Origin of the sequence: Pseudoduganella dura, assembly GCF_009727155.1 — a bacterium.
Taxonomy (GTDB): domain Bacteria; phylum Pseudomonadota; class Gammaproteobacteria; order Burkholderiales; family Burkholderiaceae_D; genus Rugamonas; species Rugamonas dura.
This window is the reverse complement of the sequence record NZ_WNWM01000002.1, coordinates 2078261-2099978: the sequence shown is the minus strand read 5'-3', so window position 1 is coordinate 2099978 and position 21718 is coordinate 2078261. Positions and strand designations below refer to the sequence as shown.

General features: G+C 61.7%; 18 protein-coding genes. 14 read left to right on the top strand and 4 right to left on the bottom strand.

Annotated elements, in window-relative coordinates; genetic code table 11:
* The first annotated feature begins 12 nt into the window (after window positions 1-12).
* Window positions 13-753 (top strand): DUF6338 family protein, encoded by a 741-nt coding sequence (locus GJV26_RS09235; RefSeq protein ID WP_155708569.1) that lies wholly within the window; start codon window positions 13-15, stop codon window positions 751-753.
* A gap of 239 nt (window positions 754-992) precedes the next feature.
* Entirely contained in the window at window positions 993-3110 is a 2118-nt protein-coding gene (locus tag GJV26_RS09230) for a M56 family metallopeptidase (protein ID WP_173346174.1), read from the top strand.
* A gap of 93 nt (window positions 3111-3203) precedes the next feature.
* Here GJV26_RS09230 and GJV26_RS09225 read toward each other — a convergent pair whose 3' ends face one another.
* The 4 genes from GJV26_RS09225 to GJV26_RS09210 all read right to left on the bottom strand — a co-directional run bounded on the left by GJV26_RS09225 (window position 3204) and on the right by GJV26_RS09210 (window position 7848).
* Window positions 3204-5510 (bottom strand): UvrD-helicase domain-containing protein, encoded by a 2307-nt coding sequence (locus GJV26_RS09225; protein ID WP_155708568.1) that lies wholly within the window; start codon window positions 5508-5510, stop codon window positions 3204-3206.
* Window positions 5511-5609: 99 nt separating this feature from the next.
* Entirely contained in the window at window positions 5610-6386 is a 777-nt protein-coding gene (locus GJV26_RS09220; RefSeq protein WP_155708567.1) for a BPSS1780 family membrane protein, read from the bottom strand.
* On the bottom strand, window positions 6383-7342 hold the full coding sequence (locus GJV26_RS09215) for a homoserine kinase (protein WP_155708566.1): 960 nt from the start codon (window positions 7340-7342) through the stop codon (window positions 6383-6385). The genes GJV26_RS09220 and GJV26_RS09215 overlap by 4 nt, the downstream gene beginning before the upstream one ends.
* Before the next feature lie 80 nt (window positions 7343-7422).
* Window positions 7423-7848: a hypothetical protein gene (locus GJV26_RS09210; RefSeq protein WP_189441912.1), complete on the bottom strand. Its 426-nt coding sequence runs from the start codon at window positions 7846-7848 to the stop codon at window positions 7423-7425.
* 190 nt (window positions 7849-8038) lie between these two features.
* Here GJV26_RS09210 and polA point away from each other — a divergent pair, with 190 nt between their 5' ends.
* The 12 genes from polA to GJV26_RS09150 all read left to right on the top strand — a co-directional run bounded on the left by polA (window position 8039) and on the right by GJV26_RS09150 (window position 21132).
* A complete protein-coding gene (gene polA, locus GJV26_RS09205) occupies window positions 8039-10789 on the top strand; it encodes a DNA polymerase I (protein WP_155708565.1) in 2751 nt (916 codons plus the stop codon).
* 263 nt (window positions 10790-11052) lie between these two features.
* Entirely contained in the window at window positions 11053-11928 is an 876-nt protein-coding gene (locus GJV26_RS09200) for a dienelactone hydrolase family protein (protein WP_155708564.1), read from the top strand.
* A 215-nt stretch (window positions 11929-12143) separates the two neighbouring features.
* Entirely contained in the window at window positions 12144-12848 is a 705-nt protein-coding gene (locus GJV26_RS09195; protein ID WP_371866556.1) for a ZIP family metal transporter, read from the top strand.
* A 229-nt stretch (window positions 12849-13077) separates the two neighbouring features.
* Window positions 13078-13743 (top strand): PEP-CTERM sorting domain-containing protein, encoded by a 666-nt coding sequence (locus tag GJV26_RS09190; RefSeq protein WP_229419233.1) that lies wholly within the window; start codon window positions 13078-13080, stop codon window positions 13741-13743.
* 272 nt (window positions 13744-14015) lie between these two features.
* On the top strand, window positions 14016-14819 hold the full coding sequence (locus GJV26_RS09185) for a UCP032817 domain-containing protein (RefSeq protein WP_155708562.1): 804 nt from the start codon (window positions 14016-14018) through the stop codon (window positions 14817-14819).
* Between the two features lie 351 nt (window positions 14820-15170).
* A complete protein-coding gene (locus GJV26_RS09180) occupies window positions 15171-16835 on the top strand; it encodes a subtype B tannase (protein WP_155708561.1) in 1665 nt (554 codons plus the stop codon).
* A gap of 95 nt (window positions 16836-16930) precedes the next feature.
* The gene (locus tag GJV26_RS09175; protein ID WP_155708560.1) at window positions 16931-18463 is read left to right on the top strand and encodes an RHS repeat-associated core domain-containing protein; all 1533 of its coding nucleotides are present in this window, start codon (window positions 16931-16933) and stop codon (window positions 18461-18463) included.
* A complete protein-coding gene (locus GJV26_RS09170) occupies window positions 18460-18945 on the top strand; it encodes a hypothetical protein (protein ID WP_155708559.1) in 486 nt (161 codons plus the stop codon). The genes GJV26_RS09175 and GJV26_RS09170 overlap by 4 nt, the downstream gene beginning before the upstream one ends.
* Window positions 18946-19058: 113 nt before the next feature.
* Window positions 19059-19232 carry a transposase gene (locus tag GJV26_RS30680; protein WP_155708558.1) on the top strand — a complete coding sequence of 58 codons (174 nt, stop codon included), beginning with the start codon at window positions 19059-19061 and terminating at the stop codon, window positions 19230-19232.
* 429 nt (window positions 19233-19661) lie between these two features.
* Window positions 19662-20261, top strand: coding sequence for an RHS repeat protein (locus GJV26_RS09160; RefSeq protein WP_155708557.1), 600 nt, complete (start codon window positions 19662-19664; stop codon window positions 20259-20261).
* 21 nt (window positions 20262-20282) lie between these two features.
* Complete coding sequence (locus GJV26_RS09155) at window positions 20283-20552, top strand: hypothetical protein (protein WP_155708556.1); 270 nt, start codon at window positions 20283-20285, stop codon at window positions 20550-20552.
* A 103-nt stretch (window positions 20553-20655) separates the two neighbouring features.
* A complete protein-coding gene (locus GJV26_RS09150) occupies window positions 20656-21132 on the top strand; it encodes a pentapeptide repeat-containing protein (RefSeq protein WP_155708555.1) in 477 nt (158 codons plus the stop codon).
* The last annotated feature ends 586 nt before the right edge of the window (window positions 21133-21718 follow it).

The window sequence follows — 21718 nt, the reverse complement described above, 5'->3', positions numbered from 1 at the left end:
CGGCTTCGATCCATGAACGTGGCCCTGCCTGCGCTCATCGTCTTTCTCGTTCTTCTTCCCGGCTTCATTTTCCGCATTCGCTTCAAGCGGGTCGAGCGCACCTCCCTGGATTTCTCGCCGTTCGGCCGCATCGCAGCCGGTGCCGTGATGTCCGCCGCGGTCGCTCACCTGGCATGGCTGGCGCTGTCGTACCTGCTGTTCGGTCAGCAGTTCGAGCCCATCGTGCTAATGCAGCTTCTGTCGTCCGCTCCGGCCAGCCAGATCGCAGCGGTCGCTGCCGTGGCGGAGGACTTCAGCTGGATCGCGGCATATTTCGTGACGTTGTTGTTTGCGTCATTTGCTTTCCCGATGCTGTTGCGCTGGGCGATAACCACCTATCGCCTCGATCGAGCCTCGTCGCCGCTGCGTCCCATGTTGCGGTTTCACGAAGCGCCCTGGTATTACCTGCTCACCGGCGCGGATTTCCCAGAGGAAGAGGCACCGGATTTCGTCATCGTCGCTGCAATCGTCGAGGTCGGAAAGGAAGCGATGCTGTACACCGGCGTGCTGGATAATTTCTACTTCGACTCGGAAGGTCAGCTCGACCGGCTGGTGCTGCAGGGCGTTGCCCGCCGGCCATTGGCAAACGACAAACCCGGTACCGCTGACGGCGCGGCGGAGGCCAGCCGCTTCTATGCTGTCGATGGCGATTCGTTCGTACTGCGCTACAGCGAGATGATCACCCTGAACGTGCAGTACGTGCATCTCGGCTGAGGTCCCTGCGTTCCACTCCGCCAATCCTGCAATCCGTCGCAAATCCCCGCACGTCCCATCGGCCGATGACTACAGTTCAATGAGCCCGTCGCACGGCAATGTAGACAAAAAGTTCTAGACAAAGTTTTCTACTTGCCTTAATCTGGTTTTCACTTCACCAGGAGCCGCGTCATGACGAATCACGACAACCGGTCCGCGCTCACGCGCGCGGCCACAAGCGCTGCCGCGCGAGGCGCGGCATGAACAGCCTGTTCGATACGCTGGTTCCCGCGATTGGCTGGTCGCTGCTGCACTTCGTCTGGCAGGGGTTCCTGATCAGCTGCGCCGCCGCGCTGGCCCTGCACCTGCTGCGCAACGCCCGGCCGCAGGCCCGCTACGCCGTCGCGTGCGCGGCACTGCTGCTGTGCGCGGCGCTGCCGGTGGGCGGCATCGCCTGGCGCATGCAGGAAGCGCTGCAGTCCGGCTACGCAATGCCGGTGCCGCACGATCCGCTGCTGGGGGCCGTGGGCGCGGGCGCGATTCCCGCCGCGCACGTGCCGGTGCTGGTCGACGCGGACCAGCTGACATCGTTCGAATACCTGCTGCGCCGGCAGATGCCATGGCTGGTGCTGCTGTGGGCCGGCGGTGCGGCGCTGATGACGCTGCGGCTGTCGCTGGGCCTGCAGTGGATCCGGCAGCGGACGCTGGCCGGCCATTACCAGCCGGATGCCGGGTGGCAGGAGCGGCTGGACCGCCTCGCCTTGCGCATCGGCATCCGGCGCCCGATCCGCCTCGGCGTCTCCGGCGAAGACCTGGAAGGACCGATGACGGCCGGCTGCTGGCGCCCGATCGTGCTGCTGCCGGCATCGCTGGTCACCGGCATGCCGCCACATTTTCTGGAAGCGTTGCTGGCACACGAACTCGCGCATATCCGGCGCCACGATTACCTGGTGAACCTGGTGCAGAGTGCAATCGAGATCCTGCTGTTCTACCACCCCGGCGTGTGGATGTTGAGCAAGCGCATCCGCATCGAACGGGAACAGATTGCCGACGACCTTGCCGCAAGCGTGCTCGGCGAGCCACGGCGGCTGGCCCTGGCCTTGTCGGAACTGGACAAGTTCCAGTTCTCCACTTCGCATTTTGCCCCCGCGGCACACGGAGGAGACCTCATGTCCCGTATCAAACGCCTGGTGCGCCCCGCCGCGCAGCCGCTCAGCTGGAAGATCGCCACTCCCTTGCTGGGCCTGTGCACCGCCTGCATGATGCTGTATGCCCATGCGCAGCCGGATGCGCAGGCCATGTCGCCGGCCCGCGCGCCGGCACTGCAGGATGCCGGCTGGTCCGCGCCGCCGGAAGTGCCCGAAGCACCCGAGGTACCCGAGGCACCCGAGGCACCCGAAGCACCCGAGGCACCCGAAGCACCCGAAGCACCCGAAGCACCCGAAGCTCCACCGATGGCCAAAATGGCTGTGCCTGCCGTTCCCGCGCTGGCGGCACCAGCCGCACCGGCCGCGCCAGCCGCCCCGACTGCTCCACCGGCCCCAGCGGCACCAGCCGCCCCGGCTGCCCCGGCTGCTCCACCGGCCCCGCGGCTCGGGCTGAACGAAGGCATCCACATCGTCCATCCGGGCCGGTCGCTCGAATCGTATGCGATCGTCCGCGGCGGCAGTGCGCCGATGCGGGTGGGCGCGTTCGACACGCGCGACATCGACGACCTGCAATGCGCGAAGGAAGGATTCAAGGGCGATTTCATCTGGTTCAGGAAGGATGGCAAGTCCTACGTCGTCAAGGATCCCGCGCTGGTGGCCAGGGTGCGCGATGCCTGGGCACCGACCGAAAAGCTGGGCGCCGCCATGGAAAAACAGGGCGCTTCGATGGAACGGCAGGGCAGGCAGATGGAAGCGCTCGGCGAGCAGATCAGCGCCCACGTTGCCGCCGCGTTCGACGACAAGCTGGCGCACAACACCGAGCATCAGTTGAGCGCGCTTGCCCGCATGCAGGAACGCCTGGGCCGGCGGTTGGAGGAGCTGGCCGGGCGGATGGCATCGACGGACAGCGTGCAGCGCCGCGAAGCATTGTCGCGCCAGATGGAACTGGTGCAGAAGCAGATGGAGCCACTGCAGCAGCGCATGGCCCGCCTGTCGGAAACGATGGCCCATGAAGCCGGGAAAGTGGATGGCAGCCGTGAGCCGCTGAAAACGCTGCACGCGCGGATGGCCGAGTTGTCGGCGCCAATGGATGTGTTGGGGCGGAAGATGGATGAACTGGGCCGCGAGCAGGGCCGGTTGAGCACCGCGGCGGACAGGGCAACGCGGGCGCTGATCGATGAGGCGCTGCGCAAGGGGCAGGCTGCGGAGGTGGGGGGCAAGCAGGGATAACCGGAACGATCGCAAATTCCGGTGTCAGCCGCCCCGAAGGGCCCCGGCAAGGCAATGCCTGGCCGGGCGACACCGGTTTTCACGCACCGCCAGCTACCTGCCCAGCCGCTCCAGCTTCGCCACCGACAGATCCAGCACCTTCATTCCGGCGCTGCCGAAATTGATCTGCGCGCGGCAATTGGCGCCGCTGCCCTCGAGGTTGACGATGACGCCCTCGCCGAACTTGGCATGCGCCACCGATTCGCCGATGCGCCAGCCTGAGCCGGTGGTGGCCTTTTGCGCGATGCGCTGGGCGATCGCGTTGTCGCTGCCGCCGTCCAGTTTCACGTCTTCCCACTGCGCCTTCTTGTTCGCGAACCAGTGCGACTGCACGCGCGGCGACAGCCACTTCAGCGATTCCTCCGGCAGTTCGTCGAAGAAGCGCGACTTCGCGTTGTAGCGGGTTTGCCCGTGCAGCATGCGGGTCTGGCAGAAGCACATGTAGAGGCGCTTGCGGGCGCGCGTGATCGCCACGTACATCAGCCGCCGTTCCTCCTCCACGCCGCCTTCTTCCTTCGAGCTGCTTTCGTGCGGGAACAGGCCTTCTTCCAGGCCGGTGATGAACACGTTGTCGAATTCCAGGCCCTTGGCCGAGTGCACCGTCATCAGCTGCATCGCATCCTGGCCGGCCTGCGCCTGGTTGTCGCCCGCTTCGAGCGACGCGTGCGCCAGGAACGCCGACAGCGGCGACATCACGGTGGACAGCGGCGCATCCGCATCCATGATCTCCACGCCATCGGCATTGACGATGGCCGCTCCCGCCTGCGCGTCGGCCGGCGGGCCCAGGTGCGCGGGCGCGCCCTGGCCGTAGCCTTCCTCGCCCACGAACTGGGTGGCCGCGCTGACCATCTGCTCCAGGTTTTCCACGCGGTCGGCGCCTTCCTTCTCGTTGGCGTAGTGCTGCAGCAGGCCGGAAGATTCCAGCGTGATGCGCACCAGTTCGGGCAGCGCCATCTGCTGCGTTTCGAACCGCACGCCTTCCACCAGCTTGACGAACGCTCCCAGCGAGGAGCCGGCCTTGCCGACCATGTAGGGCACCGCCGCATACATCGAGATGCCATACGTTTCGGCGGCGTTCTGCAACTGCTCCAGCGTGCGCGCGCCGATGCCGCGCGTGGGGAAGTTCACCACGCGCAGGAATGCCGAATCGTTGTGCGGATTGTCCATCAGCTGCAGGTAGGCGATCGCGTGCTTCACCTCGGCGCGCTGGAAGTAGCGCAGGCCGCCATACACCGTGTAGGGAATGGCGGCCGAGAACAGCGCATGCTCGATCACGCGCGATTGTGCATTCGAGCGGTACAGCACCGCGATCTGGCTGCGTGGCGACCCTTCGCGGATCAGGTTCTTCGCCTCGTCGACGATCCACTGCGCTTCCTGCAGGTCCGATGTGGCCTCGTACACGCGCACCTGTTCGCCATGGCCCGCGTCCGTGCGCAGGTTCTTGCCCAGGCGGCGGCTGTTGTTCGCGATCAGCACGTTGGCCGCATCGAGGATGTGGCCGTGCGAGCGGTAGTTCTGCTCCAGCTTGATCAGGTTCTTCACCGAGAATTCGGACTCGAACGCGGCCATGTTGCCCACGTTGGCGCCACGGAACGCATAGATGCTCTGGTCGTCGTCGCCCACCGCGAACAGCGCGCCGCCGTGCCCCGCGCCGTGGCCGGCGATCAGCTTCAGCCACGCATACTGCAGGTTGTTGGTATCCTGGAACTCGTCGACGAGAATGTGGCGGAAGCGCTGCTGGTAGTGCTCGCGCAGCGGCTGGTTCCGGCTCAGCAGTTCATACGTGCGCAGCAGCAGTTCGGCGAAATCCACCACGCCTTCGCGCTGGCACTGGTCGTCGTACAGCTGGTACAGCTCCACCAGCCTGCGTTCGTTGGCGTCGTACGCCTCGACCTGGCCGGCACGCAGGCCTTGGTCCTTGTTGTTGTTGATGAAGTACATCACCGATTTCGGCGGAAACTTCTCGTCATCCACGTTATGCGCCTTCAGCATGCGCTTGATCATCGACAGCTGGTCTTGCGTGTCGAGGATCTGGAACGACTGGGGTAGGGCGGCATCGCGGTAGTGGGTGCGCAGCAGGCGATTGCACAGGCCGTGGAAGGTGCCGATCCACATGCCGCGTGTATTGATCGGCATCATTCCCGACAGGCGCGCCAGCATTTCCTTGGCCGCCTTGTTCGTGAAGGTGACGGCCAGGATGCCGCCCGGCGACACCTGCCCGGTCTGGATCAGCCAGGCGATGCGCGTGGTCAGCACGCGCGTCTTGCCCGAGCCGGCGCCGGCCAGGATCAGGGCGTTTTGCGGCGGCAGGGTGACGGCGGCGAGTTGTTCGGGATTGAGGTTGTGGAGGAGATTCTGCATCCTCCCATTATACTGGTCGATGCGCCGGGGCACCTGTTGAAACCCGCTTGAGGCCGGGCAGTGCGGCGCCTGCGCGGCAACCGCAAACCCGGCCGCGCGTCAGGGCACCGGGGGCGCCGCCTTGTCGTCCGGTAACGGCCCGAAGATATGTGTATAGGGGAAATACAGTGCGATATGGCCGATGCCGAACAGCAGCACCGATACCATGCCCATCAGTGCCTGCCCGACCGCGCCGGCGCCGAACACCAGGCGCAATACCATCATGGTGCCGAACGCGATCGCGCCGAGGCTCAGCACGAACACGAGAAATGCGCCGGCGGTGCGCTTGATCGCGAAGAAGCTGTAGAACAGCCCCTTGCCCGGGCCCATGCCGTTCCAGCAGACAATCGGCGCGGCGAACGTGATCACCAGCAGCGCCGCCACATACAGGAAGAAGCCGACCTGCAGGCCCGGGAAGCGGATCACTTCCTGCATCAGCGCGAGGGACGGCTGCAGGTCTTCGGGCGACTTGCCTTTCAGCACGTCCGTATCGGCGAACAGCATCATGATCGTCACGGCGGCAAGGATCGCCAGGATGTGCAGGCCGCCCAGCTTGCACAGCCTGCCGAAGGCCGGTTCCCGGAAGCCGGTGATCAGCGTGCGGGGCAGTACCATCCGGCCCGCCTCCACGTCGCGCGCGGCGCGCAGGAAACCGATCACGAACACGGGCGTCAGCACCGCGTGGGCGATCGCGCCCACCAGCGGCAGGATGTTCAACAACATCGATACCAGCATGTAGCCGAAGAACAGCGCCGTCAGCCCGGCCGGCTGCTTGCGCAGCATGCCGAAGCCCTGCTTTACCCAGTCCCATCCCATCCTTGCCGGTGTCGGGTTCATGCGGCGAGACCCGGTGCCGGCGTGGCGATGCGTTCGCGCAGGATACGCTCGAAGTGCGTCGGATCGTGCGGTGTCAGCATTTCCGCCGCGCGCGGCTGGTGCAGGTCGTACAGGCGCGACAGCCAGAAGCGCAGTGCGCCGGCACGCAGCATCGGCTGCCATGCTTCCTGCTCGTCCGCGGTAAACGGCCGCACCGCGTGGTATGCATCCAGGAACGCCCGTACGCGCGCCTCATCGAGCACGCCGGTATCGAGGTCCACGCACCAGTCGTTGACCGTTACCGCCACGTCGAACAGCCAGGTGTCGCAGCCGGCAAAGTAAAAGTCGAAGAAGCCGGTCAGGCGCTCGCCGTCGAACATCACGTTGTTGCGGAACAGGTCGGCGTGTACGGGCCCCTGCTGCAGGCGCTTGTACAGGTCGCTGCCATGGAACGCTTCCTGGAAGTGCATTTCGGCGCGCAGCAGCGCGGCTTCCGGCTCCGGCATGTGCGGCAGCACGGCCGGCGTGGCGAAGTGCCACCATGCCAGGCCGCGCAGGTTCGGCTGGTGCAGCGGGAAGTCGCGGCCGGCCAGGTGCATCCGCGCCAGCATCGCGCCCACCCCGGCGCAATGGACCGGCTGTGGAGCAAGTTCGGAACTGCCTTCGAGCTTCGACACGATCGCGGCCGGCTTGCCGTGCAGCGCCACGCACAGTTCGCCCTTGTCGTTCGGTACCGGCGCCGGCACCAGCACGCCGTGGCCGGCCAGGTGGCGCATCAGCTGCAGGTAGAACGGCAGCTGCTCGAAGTCGAGGTTTTCGAAAATGGTGAGGACGTATTCGCCGCGTTCCGTCGTCAGGAAGAAATTGCTGTTTTCAATGCCGGATGCGATGCCTTTGAGGGCCAGCGCACGGCCGAGGGGGAATTGCGCGATCCAGGGCTGGACGTCGTCCAGGCTGACCGAGGTAAAGACTGCCATGAGAATCTATGAAAGTTCGGGTGGGAATGACTGCCCCGGGCGCGATCGGGAAGGTGCCGCGCCCGGGCCGGAACGCCGCATCACTCCTTTACGGGTGGCATCGGGGGAGGCGGCGGCACGTCGGCCGCGTTTTCCGCCGCGGCTGCGGCATCGGCACTGCGCTGTTTCTGTTTTTTGGCGATATCGAATTCCATCACGGTCCATTGCGGCCCGCGCACCTGCGGGCCGCCTGCGTCGCCCTGCAGCTGGGTGCTGTTCGGGCTGGCCGGCTTCACCGAATAGGTGCTGCCGCCGGCGTGCACGGTTTCCTCGGCGATGCGGCCGCCTTCGCGGCGCACCGTGGTGGTAGTGCCTTCGCGGCCCGATTTCGGCGTGACGGTGATCGGCGTATCGCTATCCTGCACCGGTTCCAGCTTCGGCGGCGTGCCGGACTGGGCACTGGCGGAGCCGGCGGCCAGGATGAGCAGGAAGGCGGCGCAGGGGAGGGCAAGGCGGGACGGGCGCATGGGCGGAACCTTTTAGGAGAACCATGATATTGGTGTACGGACCATTGTAACAAACTGACACCCGTTTCCGCTGCGAACTGCCGATTTCTCCGGCGGGAGCGCACGATTCGCCGCCGGATGTTCTCTGCGATAATGCCTGATTAGCCGCGAGCCGCGGTTGTTCCCCATTTGTTATCCATTACTTGCACTCATGCAAAAGACTTTGTTGCTGGTCGACGGTTCCAGCTATCTCTACCGTGCCTTCCATGCGCTGCCGGACCTGCGCAGCCCGGACGGCCATCCGACCGGCGCCATGCACGGCATGGTCAACATGCTGCGCCGCTTGCGCGCCGATTACCCGGCCGCGTACATCGCTTGCGTGTTCGACGCCAAGGGCAAGACCTTCCGCGACGACCTCTACCCGGAATACAAGGCCACGCGGGCATCGATGCCGTCCGACCTGTCGCTGCAGATCGAGCCGATCCATGAAGCGGTGAAGGCGATGGGCTGGCCGATCCTGATGGTGGAGGGCGTGGAGGCCGATGACGTGATCGGCACGCTGTCCGTGGCCGCCGAGAAGAACGGCATGGACGTGATCATCTCCACCGGCGACAAGGACCTGGCGCAGCTGGTCACGCCGCACGTCACGCTGATCAACACGATGAGCAACGAAAAGCTCGACGAAGCGGGCGTGATCGCCAAGTTCGGCGTGCCGCCGAACCGCATCATCGATTACCTGACCCTGATCGGCGACACGGTCGACAACGTGCCCGGCGTGGCCAAATGCGGGCCGAAGACGGCCGTCAAATGGCTGGCGCAGTACGACAGCCTGGAAGGCGTGATCGCCAACGCCGACAAGATCGGCGGCGCGGTCGGCGCCAACCTGAAGGCGGCGCTGGAATGGCTGCCGAAGGGCCGCGAACTGATCACCGTGAAGACCGATTGCGACCTGGCGCAGCACATGATGTCGATCTCCGAATCGCTGGTGGCGCGCGAGGAAGACCACGAATCGCTGCTGGCGTTCTTCAACAAATACGGCTTCAAGACGCTGCTGCGCGAGCTGAAGGCGCTGACGCCCTCCGCGCAAGTGCCCGGCCAGACCGGCCCGGCCGCGCCGGAAGGCCCGACCGGCGACATGTTCGCCGAACCGCCGGCCAACGTGCGCTACGACCTGGTGGTGACCGAAGCCCAGCTGGACGAATGGCTCGAACGGATCGATACCGCCGAGCTGGTGTCCGTCGACACGGAAACCACATCGCTCGAACCGATGAACGCGCAGCTGGTCGGCATTTCGCTGGCCACCGAGCCGGGCCTGGCCTGCTACATCCCGGTGGCGCACCGCTATGCCGGCGTGCCCGACCAGCTGTCGCGCGAGCGCGTGCTGGAAAAGCTGAAACCCTGGCTGGAAGACGCCACGAAGCCGAAGCTGGGCCAGAACCTGAAGTACGACGCGCACATCTTCGCCAACCACGGCGTGAAGCTGCGCGGCGTGGTGCACGACACGCTGCTGCAGTCGTACGTGTTCGAATCGCACCGCACGCACGACATGGACAGCCTGGCGATGCGCCACCTGAACCACAAGACCATCGCCTACGAGGAAGTGTGCGGCAAGGGCGCCGGCCAGATCTGCTTCGACCAGGTGGAACTGCAGCGCGCCACCGACTACGCCGCGGAAGACGCCGACATCACGTTGCGCCTGCACATGGCGATGCATGGCCACGTGGCCGGCGACGAAGGCTTGACGAAAATCTACCGGAACATCGAGCTGCCGACCGCCGTGGTGCTGCAGACGATCGAGCGCAACGGCGTGCTGATCGACGCCGGCCTGCTGGCCACGCAGTCGAACGAACTGGGTGCGCGCATCGTCGAACTGGAACAGAAGGCCTACGAACTGGCCGAGGGGCCGTTCAACCTGGGCTCGCCGAAGCAGATCGGCGAGATCTTCTTCAACAAGCTCAAGCTCCCGGTCGTCAAGAAGACGCCGAGCGGCGCGCCGTCCACCGACGAGGAAGTGCTGCAGAAGCTGGCCGAGGATTACCCGCTGCCGAAGGTGCTGCTGGAATACCGCGGCATGGCCAAGCTGAAGTCCACGTACACCGACAAGCTGCCGAAGATGATCAACCCGCAGACGGGGCGCGTGCACACGAACTACGCGCAGGCCGTGGCGGTGACCGGCCGCCTGGCATCGAGCGATCCGAACCTGCAGAACATTCCGATCCGCACGGCGGAAGGGCGCCGCATCCGCGAGGCGTTCATCGCGCCGGAAGGCAGCCATATCGTCTCGGCCGACTATTCGCAGATCGAGCTGCGCATCATGGCGCACATCTCGGAAGATGAAGCGATGCTGCGCGCGTTCGCCGAAGGCGTGGACATCCACCGGGCCACGGCCGCCGAAATCTTCGGCGTGCCGCCGGATGAAGTAAACAGCGAGCAGCGCCGCTATGCGAAGGTGATCAACTTCGGCCTGATCTACGGCATGAGCGCGTTCGGCCTGGCCGCCAACCTGGGCATCGACCGCACCGCCGCGCAGAACTACATCGACCGTTACTTCCAGCGCTTCCATGGCGTGAAGCGCTACATGGACGAGACACGCCTGGAAGCGAAGGCGAACGGCTACGTGAAGACGGTGTTCGGCCGCCGGCTGTGGCTCCCGGAGATCAATTCCCCGAACGGCCCGCGCCGCCAGGGCGCCGAACGCGCCGCGATCAACGCGCCGATGCAGGGCACCGCGGCGGACCTGATCAAGCTGGCGATGATCGCCGTGCAGGGCTGGCTGGAAACGGACAACCTGAAAACGCGCATGATCATGCAGGTGCACGACGAGCTGGTGCTCGAAGTGCCGGACGACGAACTGGCGCTGGTGCGGGAAACCCTGCCGGAACTGATGGCCGGCGTCGCCGAGCTGAAGGTGCCTCTCGTCGCCGAGGTGGGCGTCGGGAAGAATTGGGAGGAGGCCCACTGACGACGCATGCGTCGGCAGGGGCCTCCGTCCATTGAATTTGCGCATGCGTCGGCAGGGGCCTCCGCCCATTGAGTTTGCGCATGCGTCTGCAGGGGCCTCCGTACATTCGGCACTGCATTTCGGGTACCCGGGCCATGAAACCCGGGACAGACCCCTGTTTAAAGGAAATTTCTTCTAAACATAGGTCTGTCCCGGGTTTTTTGTTGTTGGCTTTTTACTACCGCTGTGTTTCAATTTCCCAATACATTACTCCCGGAGAATCCATGAAAGACCTGCACAACGATGCCGCCAGCCTGATCGGTGAAGCGGAAGGCATCAGCCGCCGCGACCTGCTGAAGGCCGCGCTGGGAACCGGCTTCGCCGCCGCCGTGCTGCCCGTCAGCGCCGAAACGGTGGTGAAGACCGACAGCGAAGGCCTCACCGCCGGCACCGTGACGGTGACCGTCGACGGCTATCCGGTCCCGGTGTACCGCGCCCAGCCCGCCGGCAAGGCCGGGCTGCCCGTGATCCTCGTGATTTCCGAGATCTTCGGCGTGCACGAACACATCGCCGATGTGGCGCGCCGTTTTGCAAAGCAGGGCTACCTGGCGCTGGCGCCGAACCTGTTCGCGCGCCAGGGCGATCCGCAGAAGGAAGCGTCGATCGCCGACCTGCAAAAGAACATCATCAGCAAGACGCCGGATATCCAGGTGTTCAAGGACCTGGATGCGATCGTGGCATGGGCCGGCCAGAACGGCGGCTCGGCGGACAAGCTGGGCATCACCGGTTTCTGCTGGGGCGGCCGCATCACGTGGCTGTATGCCGTGCACAACCCGGCAGTGAAGGCCGGCGTGGCATGGTACGGGAGGTTGCTAGGGGAATCCACTCCCAATACGCCCAAGCATCCTGTCGACGTGGCTGCCACGCTGAAGGCGCCGGTCCTGGGCCTGTATGGCGCCAAGGACACCGGCATTCCGCTGGACTCCGTGGAAAAGATGAAGGCCGAGCTGGCGAAAGGAAAGTCCGGTTCCACGTTCGTCATCTATGAAAACGCCGGCCACGCCTTCCATGCCGACTACCGCCCGAGCTACGTGGAAGCGGATGCGAAGGATGGCTGGAAGCGGGCGCTGGACTGGTTCAAGCAGCACGGCGTGGCCTGATACAGCCCGGTTGCCGCCCCTGTTTTTCTCTTATTGATACTGTATTTTCAGCAGAAGCGCGGGCTGGACGGTAAAATGTCCGGTTTGCGCGCTGCCCGGGCCCCGGTGTTGCGCGCGCAGTAAAGCGCACAAGAGGCTCCAAAATCGACCCCGTACTCATTTCAATCCTGCTGGCGACCACGCTCGCCGGCGCGGCCAGCATTACGGCGGCGGCGCTGTTTTCATTCACGCTGCTGTCGCGGGTCGTCGAGCGGATGGTCAGCCTGTCGGTGGGCATCATGCTGTCCACGTCGCTGCTGCACGCGCTGCCGGAGGCGTTTGAATCCGGCGCCGACCCGCGCACGCTGTTCGCCACGCTGCTGGCCGGCCTGCTGACATTCTTCATGCTGGAAAAGCTGGCGATCCTGCGCCACTCGCACCACCACGAAGGCGACGGCCACCATCACGCGCACGGTCACGACGCGCACGAAGCCGGCCGCGCCGGCTGGATGATCCTCGTCGGCGACGGCATGCACAATTTCACCGACGGCATCCTGATCGCCGCCGCGTTCCTGGCCGACCCGCACCTGGGCATCGTGGCCGCCGTGGCCATCATCGCCCATGAAATCCCGCAGGAGATCGGCGACTTCATCGTGCTGCTCAACGCCGGGTTTTCGCGCACGCGGGCCTATATCTACAATCTGCTGTGCAGCCTGCTGGCCGTGGCCGGCGGCCTGCTCGGCTATTTCACGCTGGACCGCGCCAGCAACCTGATTCCCTATGTGCTGGTGTTCGCGTCGTCCGGCTTCATCTATATCGCCGTCAGCGACCTGATGCCGCAGATGCAGCGCCGCGCCACGATGAAGGAAACCGTGCCGCAGGTGCTGCTGATCGCGCTGGGCGTGGCAATCGTGCTGTTCCTGACGGCCGGGCGGCACTGAGATCGGTTATCGAATGCGTTTTCTTTATTTGCCTGCAGCGCAATTCGATACAGGCAGCAATGGTGCGTGTTTTGAATAAACGACCGGGTGCTTTGCTTCATTAGTAGTAATATAAAAGTCACGAATTACTTCCTAATAAGTAGTTATGAAAAAAATAACATTTCTTATGAAGTGTTATATAATTTTTAATGTAGTTCTCTACACATAACTTCAAGCCATTAGGATAAAAATGACTTCTTTGATGAAACTGTTTCGATTCGCTCCGATCGCCGCATTGCTGTGCTCGTCGCTGAGCCATGCCGCGATTGCCAATAGCGCCAGTGTTTATCTGCACACGGAACCGGGCAGCTATGTCGGCGGCGGTATCGGCGTGCCCGAAGTGACATGGACGCATGGCGACCAAGGGATTTTCTTTTCCAGTGCGAATTACGGCACGGCGGAAAGCGGTGTTCAGATCAGCTACGATGGCGGCGACTCCTGGACTTTCCAGTTCGCGGCGCCAAGCTATAATCCGGTCACGAATACCAACGATGGCCAGGCATTGCAGGCCGGTTTTTACGACCGCGCCACCCGCTTCCCGTTTAATTCGCCGACCCGTCCGGGTCTGGATGTGTCCGGCAACGGCCGCGGCAACAATCGGCTGTACGGCTGGTTCAATGTGCTGGAAATCAGCTATGGCGTGACCGGCGATCTGGAAAGCTTCGCCGTCGACTTCCGTCAATATGACGAGGCAAATGGCCCATACGGTCCAAGCCTGTACGGCTCGCTGCGCTTCAATTCCGATATCGCCATCAATCCAGTGCCGGAACCGGCAACGTATGCGATGCTGGCCGGTGGCCTGGCGCTGGTCGGCTTTGCCGCGCGCCGCCGCAGGAAGGAAGTTGAAACGGTCTGAGCGACTTTTGTCGTCACGTGGCGCCGGTCATGCCGTTGGCATGCCGGCGCCATTTTTACATCACGCAGCCCTTCCATATCGTTGTCGCACTTCCGCCCAATAAGTAGAGCAACCTCCAGGTAACGAACGCAATCTCGACACGCCCCTGCGCAGGCGCTCCTGACGGCCGCGCGGCACAGGGCTGACGCCGGTCAAGCACGGCTTCGCATGTCACGGACCCGTCATGAACATGGCCTAGCATGACCTCAAGAAAAACGACAAAGGAGATCAGCATGCTGAAGCAGCTTTCAAGTACGCTTCGCGCCGCCCGCGCCATCGGTCTTCGCATCACTTCACCCCGGCGCAGGCTGCTGTGCGACATGCCCCCCGGGCTATACGATTACTGGTCGCGCACCGCGCGCTTCGAATTCCAAGGCATCCCGAGCGATGCCTTTTTTTACGCCCGTGCCGCCGACGCGCTGCTGGTTTTCTTCGAGTGCGTCGAGCGCAGCAACCGTCCTTGTGCGTTGCCTTCCAAGGCGGCGGACTCGGTCTGGCACGCATGGCTGCGTTACTCTCCCGCCTCGCTGGACGACTTTTGCGAACGGCATTTCGGCCGGCGAATTCCCCATGTAGAAGCGGCCGACATGGGCGGCGGCATGATGCTGCCGATGGCAATGTCCCTGGTCACCGCTCGCGCGCTGGATGACCTTGCACTGGCGGGCCCCTACGTGCCGAGCCTGTTCGCCACGGACCACGCGCTGCGCATGCCGGACGGCTTTGCCTGGCAGGCGCGCGGCAATTCGGTGATTTTTTCGCCGATGAACCGGCGGGGACGGCCAGCCGATACGGCGCAAGCCCATCCCGCGGCGGAGCCGGATTTCCTGCTTGCCGCAGGGCTGATCGCGCAGGAGGATTACGACCAATGGCTGCAGCGCTGCAGACAGCATGAGGGCAACGGGACTTTCGCCAGCGTCGTGCACGGCGCCGGCGATGCCTGCGATCCCGCCACCGCAGGCTGCGACAGCAGCGATGGCGGCAGCAGTTGCGGCAGCGGTTGTGGCGGCGGCTGCGGCGGTGGTGGTTGCGGCAGCTGACGCGATCCGGCAGCGCACCACGGCGCACCGAGACCGATAAGTAAAAAGCATTCTTCAAGCAGCGAAACGCAATCGTGGCCCGAAAGGGCCCGCATATACTTTCCTCGACACAGCCGTGGCCGCAGCAGGTGCACCCGGCGCAAACACCGGCAGCCGGTCGGCCGCCGCGAGGAGACGAACATGACACCGCAGTTCCACCGCACCGCTCCGATTCCGTTGTCCGCCCCGGCGGCCTGCACATAGCCGCGCCACCCGGCTCGCCAGTTTTCCCTTTTCGCCCTTTTTGCCCGGCATCGTCGTGCCAGGGCAGCGTGCGCCTACGCGCATTCACCATTACAACCAGGAGACTTCATGCATCAAAAAAACACCCCGTTGAAAGCCTGCGCCGCCGCTGCGGCCATGCTGCTGGCACTGACCGCATGCGGATCGGATAACGACAACGCGCTCGTTGGCGTTTCCGACAGCGCACTGGCGTTCGACAGCACGAAATACACCACGATCAACATCACGATCGACGGCGTGCAGGTGCCGGTGCGCTGGTACAAGGAGGTGTGCTATGTGGCGAAGCCGGTCGCCATGTCGGCTACGCAGACAAGCCTGACAGGGGCCAGCAGCACGATCGCCAACCCGACATGCGGCTACCAGAGCATGAACATCTTCGTGCCGGAAAGCGTTGCCGCCAACACGGATACGGCGCTGTACTTCGCCGTCAACAACAGCGGCTGGTTTGCCAGCTACATCAAGGCCAGCGTCGCCGATGGCGCCAGCTTCAACAGTACCACCAGCAACGTGGGCGCCGCACTGAAGGCTGGTTACGTCTATATCGACGTGGCCACGCGCGGCCGCGGCCTGACGGCGGCGGACGGCAGCTATCCCGGCAAGGTGCCATCCCAGGTGGTTGATGCGAAAGCGGCAATCCGCTACCTGCGCCTGAACGATGCGCGCATGCCGGGCAGCGCCAGCCGCATCGTGGTCAACGGCACCAGCGGCGGCGGTGGACTGTCGTCGATCATCGGCACTTCCGGCAACAGCCCCGATTACCTGCCATACCTGGCCTCGGCCGGCGCCGCGGGCATTGACGCGAACGGCGGCAGCACACTGCGCGACGACGTGCTCGCGATCAATGCGTATTGCCCGATCACGGACCTGGGCAATGCCGACCTGGCCTACGAATGGCTGTACACCACGTTCGGCACGCGCGCCGCGGTGGGCCGCAATCCCAATCCAGCCGGCAGCGCGCAGCTGGCGGCAAAATTCCCCGCCTACCAGCAGGGCCTGAAGCTGGCCAACGGTAGCGGCGCCGCACTCAACTCCGACAACATGATGGACCAGATCCGGCAGGAAGTAACCCGTTCGGCCGAGGTGTACATGGCCGCCGGCGGCACGATTCCGGACCTGGGCGAGCAGATGACGTATGCGAGCGGTCCCACAACCGGCACCTATACCAACGACTGGCTCGACGTGGACAACGGCACGAAGAAAGTGGTATCGATCGACATGGCCAAATACCTGAAGTTCGTGGCCACGCAAGCCACGCTGAAGGCCGCGCCGGCGTTCGACCAGACCGGCATGACAATCACGGCGGCCAGCGGCGAATCGAACCTTTTCGGCACGGCCAGCCAGAAATACAGCAACTTCACCGAGTACGCCTGGGACAACAACGACGTGCACGGCGACGGCATCGGCTACGACGATACCGGCATCACCGGCAGCCGTCACTTCAGCCTCGCCACTACGCCGGTCATGGGGCAGGTGAAGCTGATCAACCCGCTGGCCTATATCGGTACCACCGCCGAGACGGCGCCATACTGGTACGTGCGGCACGGCACCCGCGATCGCGACACGGCCTTCACCGTGTCGATCAATCTCACGCGCGCCCTGCAGGCCGATCCGAAGGTGCAGGAGGTGAACTACCGGCTGGCGTGGAACCAGCCGCATGCCGGCAATTACGACGTGCCGGAAGCGATGGCGTGGATTGCGCAAACGCTGAAGGCCGCCGCGGCGCGGGGGCTGTAAAAAAGGTTCTTCACGGATTGATGTGAAGACGAGGCAGTTCAGGCGTCGAGGCCGGCAAGATCAAGACGGTTACCTACCCCTCGGGCAACCGGCTCGTGTACAACTACGACAGTGCGGGGCGGCTGAGCGCTATCACGCTCAATCCTGCCAATACCAGCGGTACCGGCACGAACACTGCCGTGAGTACGCCGCTGCTAAAGTGGATCACATATACCGCGACGGGGCAGACGCGCTGGTGGGCGTGGGGAGATCACACTGCTGCCAAACCGAATGAATACGCCCGGGGCTTCGATCTCGATGGCCGGATGAACTGGTACTGGCTCGGCGATCCCGCGAAGACCGGATTGCGTCGCGTGCTGACCTTCGATGCGGCCAATCGCATCACGGCGACGACCGACACCGGAACGAGCCTGCCGACCAGGAAACAGGCGTTCGATTACGATAACCTGGACCGGCTGGTCTCGGCCACGGGCACGTCCACGTACCGCTACAGCTACGACCTGAACGACAATCGCCTGTCGATGACAGCCGGCACCACGACCCATACGCTTACCATCAGCCCGTCGAGCAACCGGCTGGTAAGCACCACGGGCCCGGCACCGGCCAAGTCGAACACTTACGACGCTGCCGGCAACCTGCTGAACGACGGTACGATCCAGTACGGGTATAGCCCACGCGGGCGGCTGATCAAGGTGACCAACGGCAGTACCGTCATGCAGTCGCGCTACAACGGCCTCGGCCAGCGGGTCGAGAAAAGCAACGGCGACGTGTTCGTGTACGACGAAGAAGGCCACCTGATCGGCGAGTACAGCAAGAGCACGGGTTGGATGCAGCGCGAAATCGTCTACCTGGGCAATGAACCGGTAGCCCTGCTGACGCAGACCGTGACCGGCACGGCACCGAGCCAGGTGTTCACGCCCAACGTGTTCTATATCTTCAACGATCACCTTGGCACGCCGCGGATGATCACACAGTCCACCGATGGCGCCATCCGCTGGCGCTGGGATGACGGCGACCCGTTCGGGTTGCAGCCACCGAACGAGAATCCGAGCGGCAAGGGCGCGCTGACGTTCAACCTGCGCATGCCGGGGCAGTATTACGATCGCGAGAGTAATTTGTTCTACAATTACTTCAGGGAGTATGATCCGCAGCTGGGTAGGTATGTGCAGAGTGATCCGATCGGTATCGATGGCGGGGTTAATACATATGCCTACGCTGGCGGTAATCCAGTCATATTTATTGATCCGGAAGGATTGGCTGCAACTGGTGCCCAGCTGGGAGGTATTATTGGTGGCGCAATCGGTGGCCGTTTTGGCAACCCTGGCATAGGAAGAACAATTGGTTCAGCAGCCGGCAGCGCTATCGAAGATTTTTGCACATCCGGTCCAAAATGTGATGAGCTCAATAAAAAGGTCCAAGATGCAAAATATCGAGCCGGAAAGTTGGGCGCTTGTAAGGCAGGTATGTCTCGAGGTCAACTGCAGGAGCGTTATCGCGCATGGATCGATCTTGCATCCGCAAGAGCGCAACGTGACCAGAAATGCTGGAGTGGAGGGGATTTGGGGCACCAGCAAGCCCAAGCTGACGCTTGGAAAAATGTTGGCAATTGTGGGAATTTTTTGAAGTGAAAATCTTGACTGAGATAGCCGTAGCATTTTCTAGTCGTACAGTGCCGGCCAATGTCGTTCCGTCGACCCATGCTGCGACGTTTGAGTATGACGAGGCCTCATATTTTATTGGTCGAAATTGGCAGTCTATAACTTATGAAGAGTGGCATATTCATTCAGATTCGATCTATGCGTTTACTCCGCTGGCATTTTGTTATTTTTTGCCTAGTATTTTATCTGCCGTAGTTAAAGAAAATAATTCAGATTTGCTGGTGGTAGCTGCTCTCATCAATATGTTGGATCGTAGCCCGGACGTCGATTTGTGGGATGACTTCTTCACTGATCGATGGACTCTTCTTACCGTTGCAGAGTGTAGAGTTGTTCAGCTATGGATTCTTTGGTTAGCAGAGCAACAGGAATATGATGATGATACCTTGACGCGCGCATATGAGACGCTAGAAATGCTAGTTCTTCGGTGCTCAGACGATCGCAGCTGCGACTAGTTTCTTCTGTAGAGCCGTCTGACAAGTACACTATCGCCTTCCTCCAAAGCGACGGACACCTCCAATAGGTATTATGTTCCTATCGGAGGTATTGCATAGCACGTGAAAGACGGTTGTTCTCAGAAAATATTAAGCGTGAAGCAGTCAAGCTGATAGGACAGCTTGGTGCGAGCAAGGCGGCGATCGCCCGCGACCTTGGCATCGGTGCCAATTTGCTAGGACGGTGGTACAGAGATGCCAACGTCGATGCAGATGTCGCAGTCGGGCGCGAGAAGGTATCTGCCTAATGCCGAAGCGAGGTCATCAGTCTATTTTGATAAGGTTTTGCTAGAACCCGTACCTGAAGGCGCATATGTTTAGCGATGCTAAATTTCGATGTCAGTTCCAATAAGGCAGGCCGGCAGAGGCACCGTCATGCAGTCCCGCTACAACGGCCTCCGCCAGCAGGTTGCGAAAAGCAATGGAAACATGGTTGTGTACGACGAAAAACGCTACCTGATCTGCCAGTAAAGCAAGGGCACGGACTGCATACAGCGAAAAATCGTCTTGGGCCTAGCTTGGGAAGGCTTTCTATTATGCTCTCTAGGAATGGAAAAAAAGAATTGCGCATGGCCGACAATCAGCACGCCTTGGTACGGGGCATAAAAATACGGTGCATATAACACTAAATATATTAAATCAGAAATGACTATTACGACCTGAACTACAATTGCATCATGTTGATGGCCAGTGCCACGACGCACACGCTGACCATCAGCCCGTCGAGCAACCGGCTGGTGAGCACTACGGGCCCGGCACCGGCCAAGTCGAACACCTACGACGCTGCCGGCAACCTGCTGAACGACGGTACGATCCAGTACGGGTATAGCCCACGCGGGCGGCTGATCAAGGTGACCAACGGCAGTACTGTCATGCAGTCCCGTTACAAAGGCCTCGGCCAGCGGGTCGAGAAAAGCAACGGCGACGTGTTCGTGTACGACGAAGAAGGCCCCCTGATCGGCGAGTACAGCAAGAGCACGGGCCGGATGCAGCGCGAAATCGTCTATCTGGGCAATGAACCGGTAGCCCTGCTGACGCAGACCGTGACCGGCACGGCACCGAGCCAGGTGTTCACGCCGAACGTGTTCTATATCTACAACGATCACCTGGGCACGCCGCGTGTGATCACGCAGGCGACCGACAATGCGATCCGCTGGCGCTGGGATGACGCCGATCCGTTCGGGTTGCAGCCGCCGAACGAGAACCCGAGCGGGTGTGCTGACGTTCAACCTTCGCATGCCGGGGGACAACTACATCAGGCACGAAAAAGAAAGTAAAAGCTTCAATCGGAGAAAACCATGCTGTCGTATGTGATTGTTTTTGTGCTTGCGGCTAGTCTGACGTTTGTCTTTGAAAAGTACGTCAAGAACGCGTGGTTCGTTCTGCCTTTGACGGCATTCTGCGCCGCAGCTCTCTTTCAAGTTTTCGTATTTCTGCAACTCGGGCATATTGATCCATTTTTTTTAATTGGATTCCTTATGTCTTTCCTGATTGCGCTTTCGGCGACAGCAGTGATGCTTCTGATTATCAGGAAGTTGCGTGCCAAAATGACCAAGCGTAACTCATAATTTACAAAAGAAAGCGTCGGATAGCCGCGTGCTATCTGATTCTTGCCGAGAACGAGCTTAGGTTGTTGCATAGTGATTGACTTCTAGTATTGCAGGCCTTCATATGACAAAGAAAGATGTGCTGAATATCAAGTCAAGTGATGGGAGCGCACTTCATATCGAAGTACGATCTCTTGCGGATAAAGATTTCGATGGACCAGATTTCCGTAATGCAGATCTGCGAGGCGCACAATTGGAGGGTGCAAATTTTTGTGATGCAGTACTCGACCACGCAAACCTTAATGGGGCTGACTGTTGGACTGCCACATTCTACCGTTGTAGCATGAAGAATGTGAGTATGAAATCTGGGATATTTAGTGGTGCAGACTTTCAGTATGCTCAATTGATAAGTGCCGATCTTCGGAATGGAGATTTTTCCAATGAAAATGGAATATATGGCGCGGATTTCTCGAACGCTAATTTGGTCAATGCGATGTGGGAAGGCGCAAAATTTAGCGGTTGCAAATATAATGGAAATACAGTATTTCCTGACGGCTTCGATCCCTTGGTTGAAGGAATGATATTCAACGATGTGGTTTGAATTGGAATGTTCGTCGAAAGAACGATAGCTGCAATGAAATAAAGGCGATTTAAGGGTTTGATGGTTTCGATATTGTTAAGCACCGCAATTGTAGTTTTGACAGGTGCTGTAGCAGTGCTTTTTAAACCAACCGCTTTCGCCGTGATCGCATCTTGGTTCACGTGCCGGAAGCAATGGCGTGGACTGTGTAAACGCTGAAGGCCGCTGCGGCACGGGAGATCTGAAGGTATCGCATCGGTCAGTGGGGAAAATAGTGGTGGTAATTACAGGGTAGCTGGAATCAACCGCGTCATGACGGATACATAATTGCTCGAAAAATTGTGTATTCGCTCAGTTTCGTGCGAGCATGTTTGCATCGCCCAGCTACATGCAGATAAAACGTGAGTCTCAGCCACATCTTACGATTGCCGACATCCCGCCCTGTCTACGCGCTCGCTGTCATCGCCGCCCTCCCGGTCGTCGCGCTCAGGGCCTTCGGCTATGTTTTCTTCCTGAACTCCACGTCCAGCTGGGCGATCGTGCCGGCGCTTTCACTCATCGGCCTGCTGCTGATTTCGTTGAACGTGTCTTCACTGCCCAGGGCGCA

What these genes read in the sequence shown, in the direction of transcription:
- GJV26_RS09235 (WP_155708569.1), top strand. Translation starts at nt 13, where the DNA reads ATGAACGTGGCCCTGCCTGCGCTCATCGTCTTTCTCGTTCTTCTTCCC.
- GJV26_RS09230 (WP_173346174.1), top strand. Translation starts at nt 993, where the DNA reads ATGAACAGCCTGTTCGATACGCTGGTTCCCGCGATTGGCTGGTCGCTG.
- GJV26_RS09225 (WP_155708568.1), bottom strand. Translation starts at nt 5,510, where the DNA reads ATGCAGAATCTCCTCCACAACCTCAATCCCGAACAACTCGCCGCCGTC.
- GJV26_RS09220 (WP_155708567.1), bottom strand. Translation starts at nt 6,386, where the DNA reads ATGAACCCGACACCGGCAAGGATGGGATGGGACTGGGTAAAGCAGGGC.
- GJV26_RS09215 (WP_155708566.1), bottom strand. Translation starts at nt 7,342, where the DNA reads ATGGCAGTCTTTACCTCGGTCAGCCTGGACGACGTCCAGCCCTGGATC.
- GJV26_RS09210 (WP_189441912.1), bottom strand. Translation starts at nt 7,848, where the DNA reads ATGCGCCCGTCCCGCCTTGCCCTCCCCTGCGCCGCCTTCCTGCTCATC.
- polA (WP_155708565.1), top strand. Translation starts at nt 8,039, where the DNA reads ATGCAAAAGACTTTGTTGCTGGTCGACGGTTCCAGCTATCTCTACCGT.
- GJV26_RS09200 (WP_155708564.1), top strand. Translation starts at nt 11,053, where the DNA reads ATGAAAGACCTGCACAACGATGCCGCCAGCCTGATCGGTGAAGCGGAA.
- GJV26_RS09190 (WP_229419233.1), top strand. Translation starts at nt 13,078, where the DNA reads ATGACTTCTTTGATGAAACTGTTTCGATTCGCTCCGATCGCCGCATTG.
- GJV26_RS09185 (WP_155708562.1), top strand. Translation starts at nt 14,016, where the DNA reads ATGCTGAAGCAGCTTTCAAGTACGCTTCGCGCCGCCCGCGCCATCGGT.
- GJV26_RS09180 (WP_155708561.1), top strand. Translation starts at nt 15,171, where the DNA reads ATGCATCAAAAAAACACCCCGTTGAAAGCCTGCGCCGCCGCTGCGGCC.
- GJV26_RS09160 (WP_155708557.1), top strand. Translation starts at nt 19,662, where the DNA reads ATGTTGATGGCCAGTGCCACGACGCACACGCTGACCATCAGCCCGTCG.
- GJV26_RS09155 (WP_155708556.1), top strand. Translation starts at nt 20,283, where the DNA reads ATGCTGTCGTATGTGATTGTTTTTGTGCTTGCGGCTAGTCTGACGTTT.
- GJV26_RS09150 (WP_155708555.1), top strand. Translation starts at nt 20,656, where the DNA reads ATGACAAAGAAAGATGTGCTGAATATCAAGTCAAGTGATGGGAGCGCA.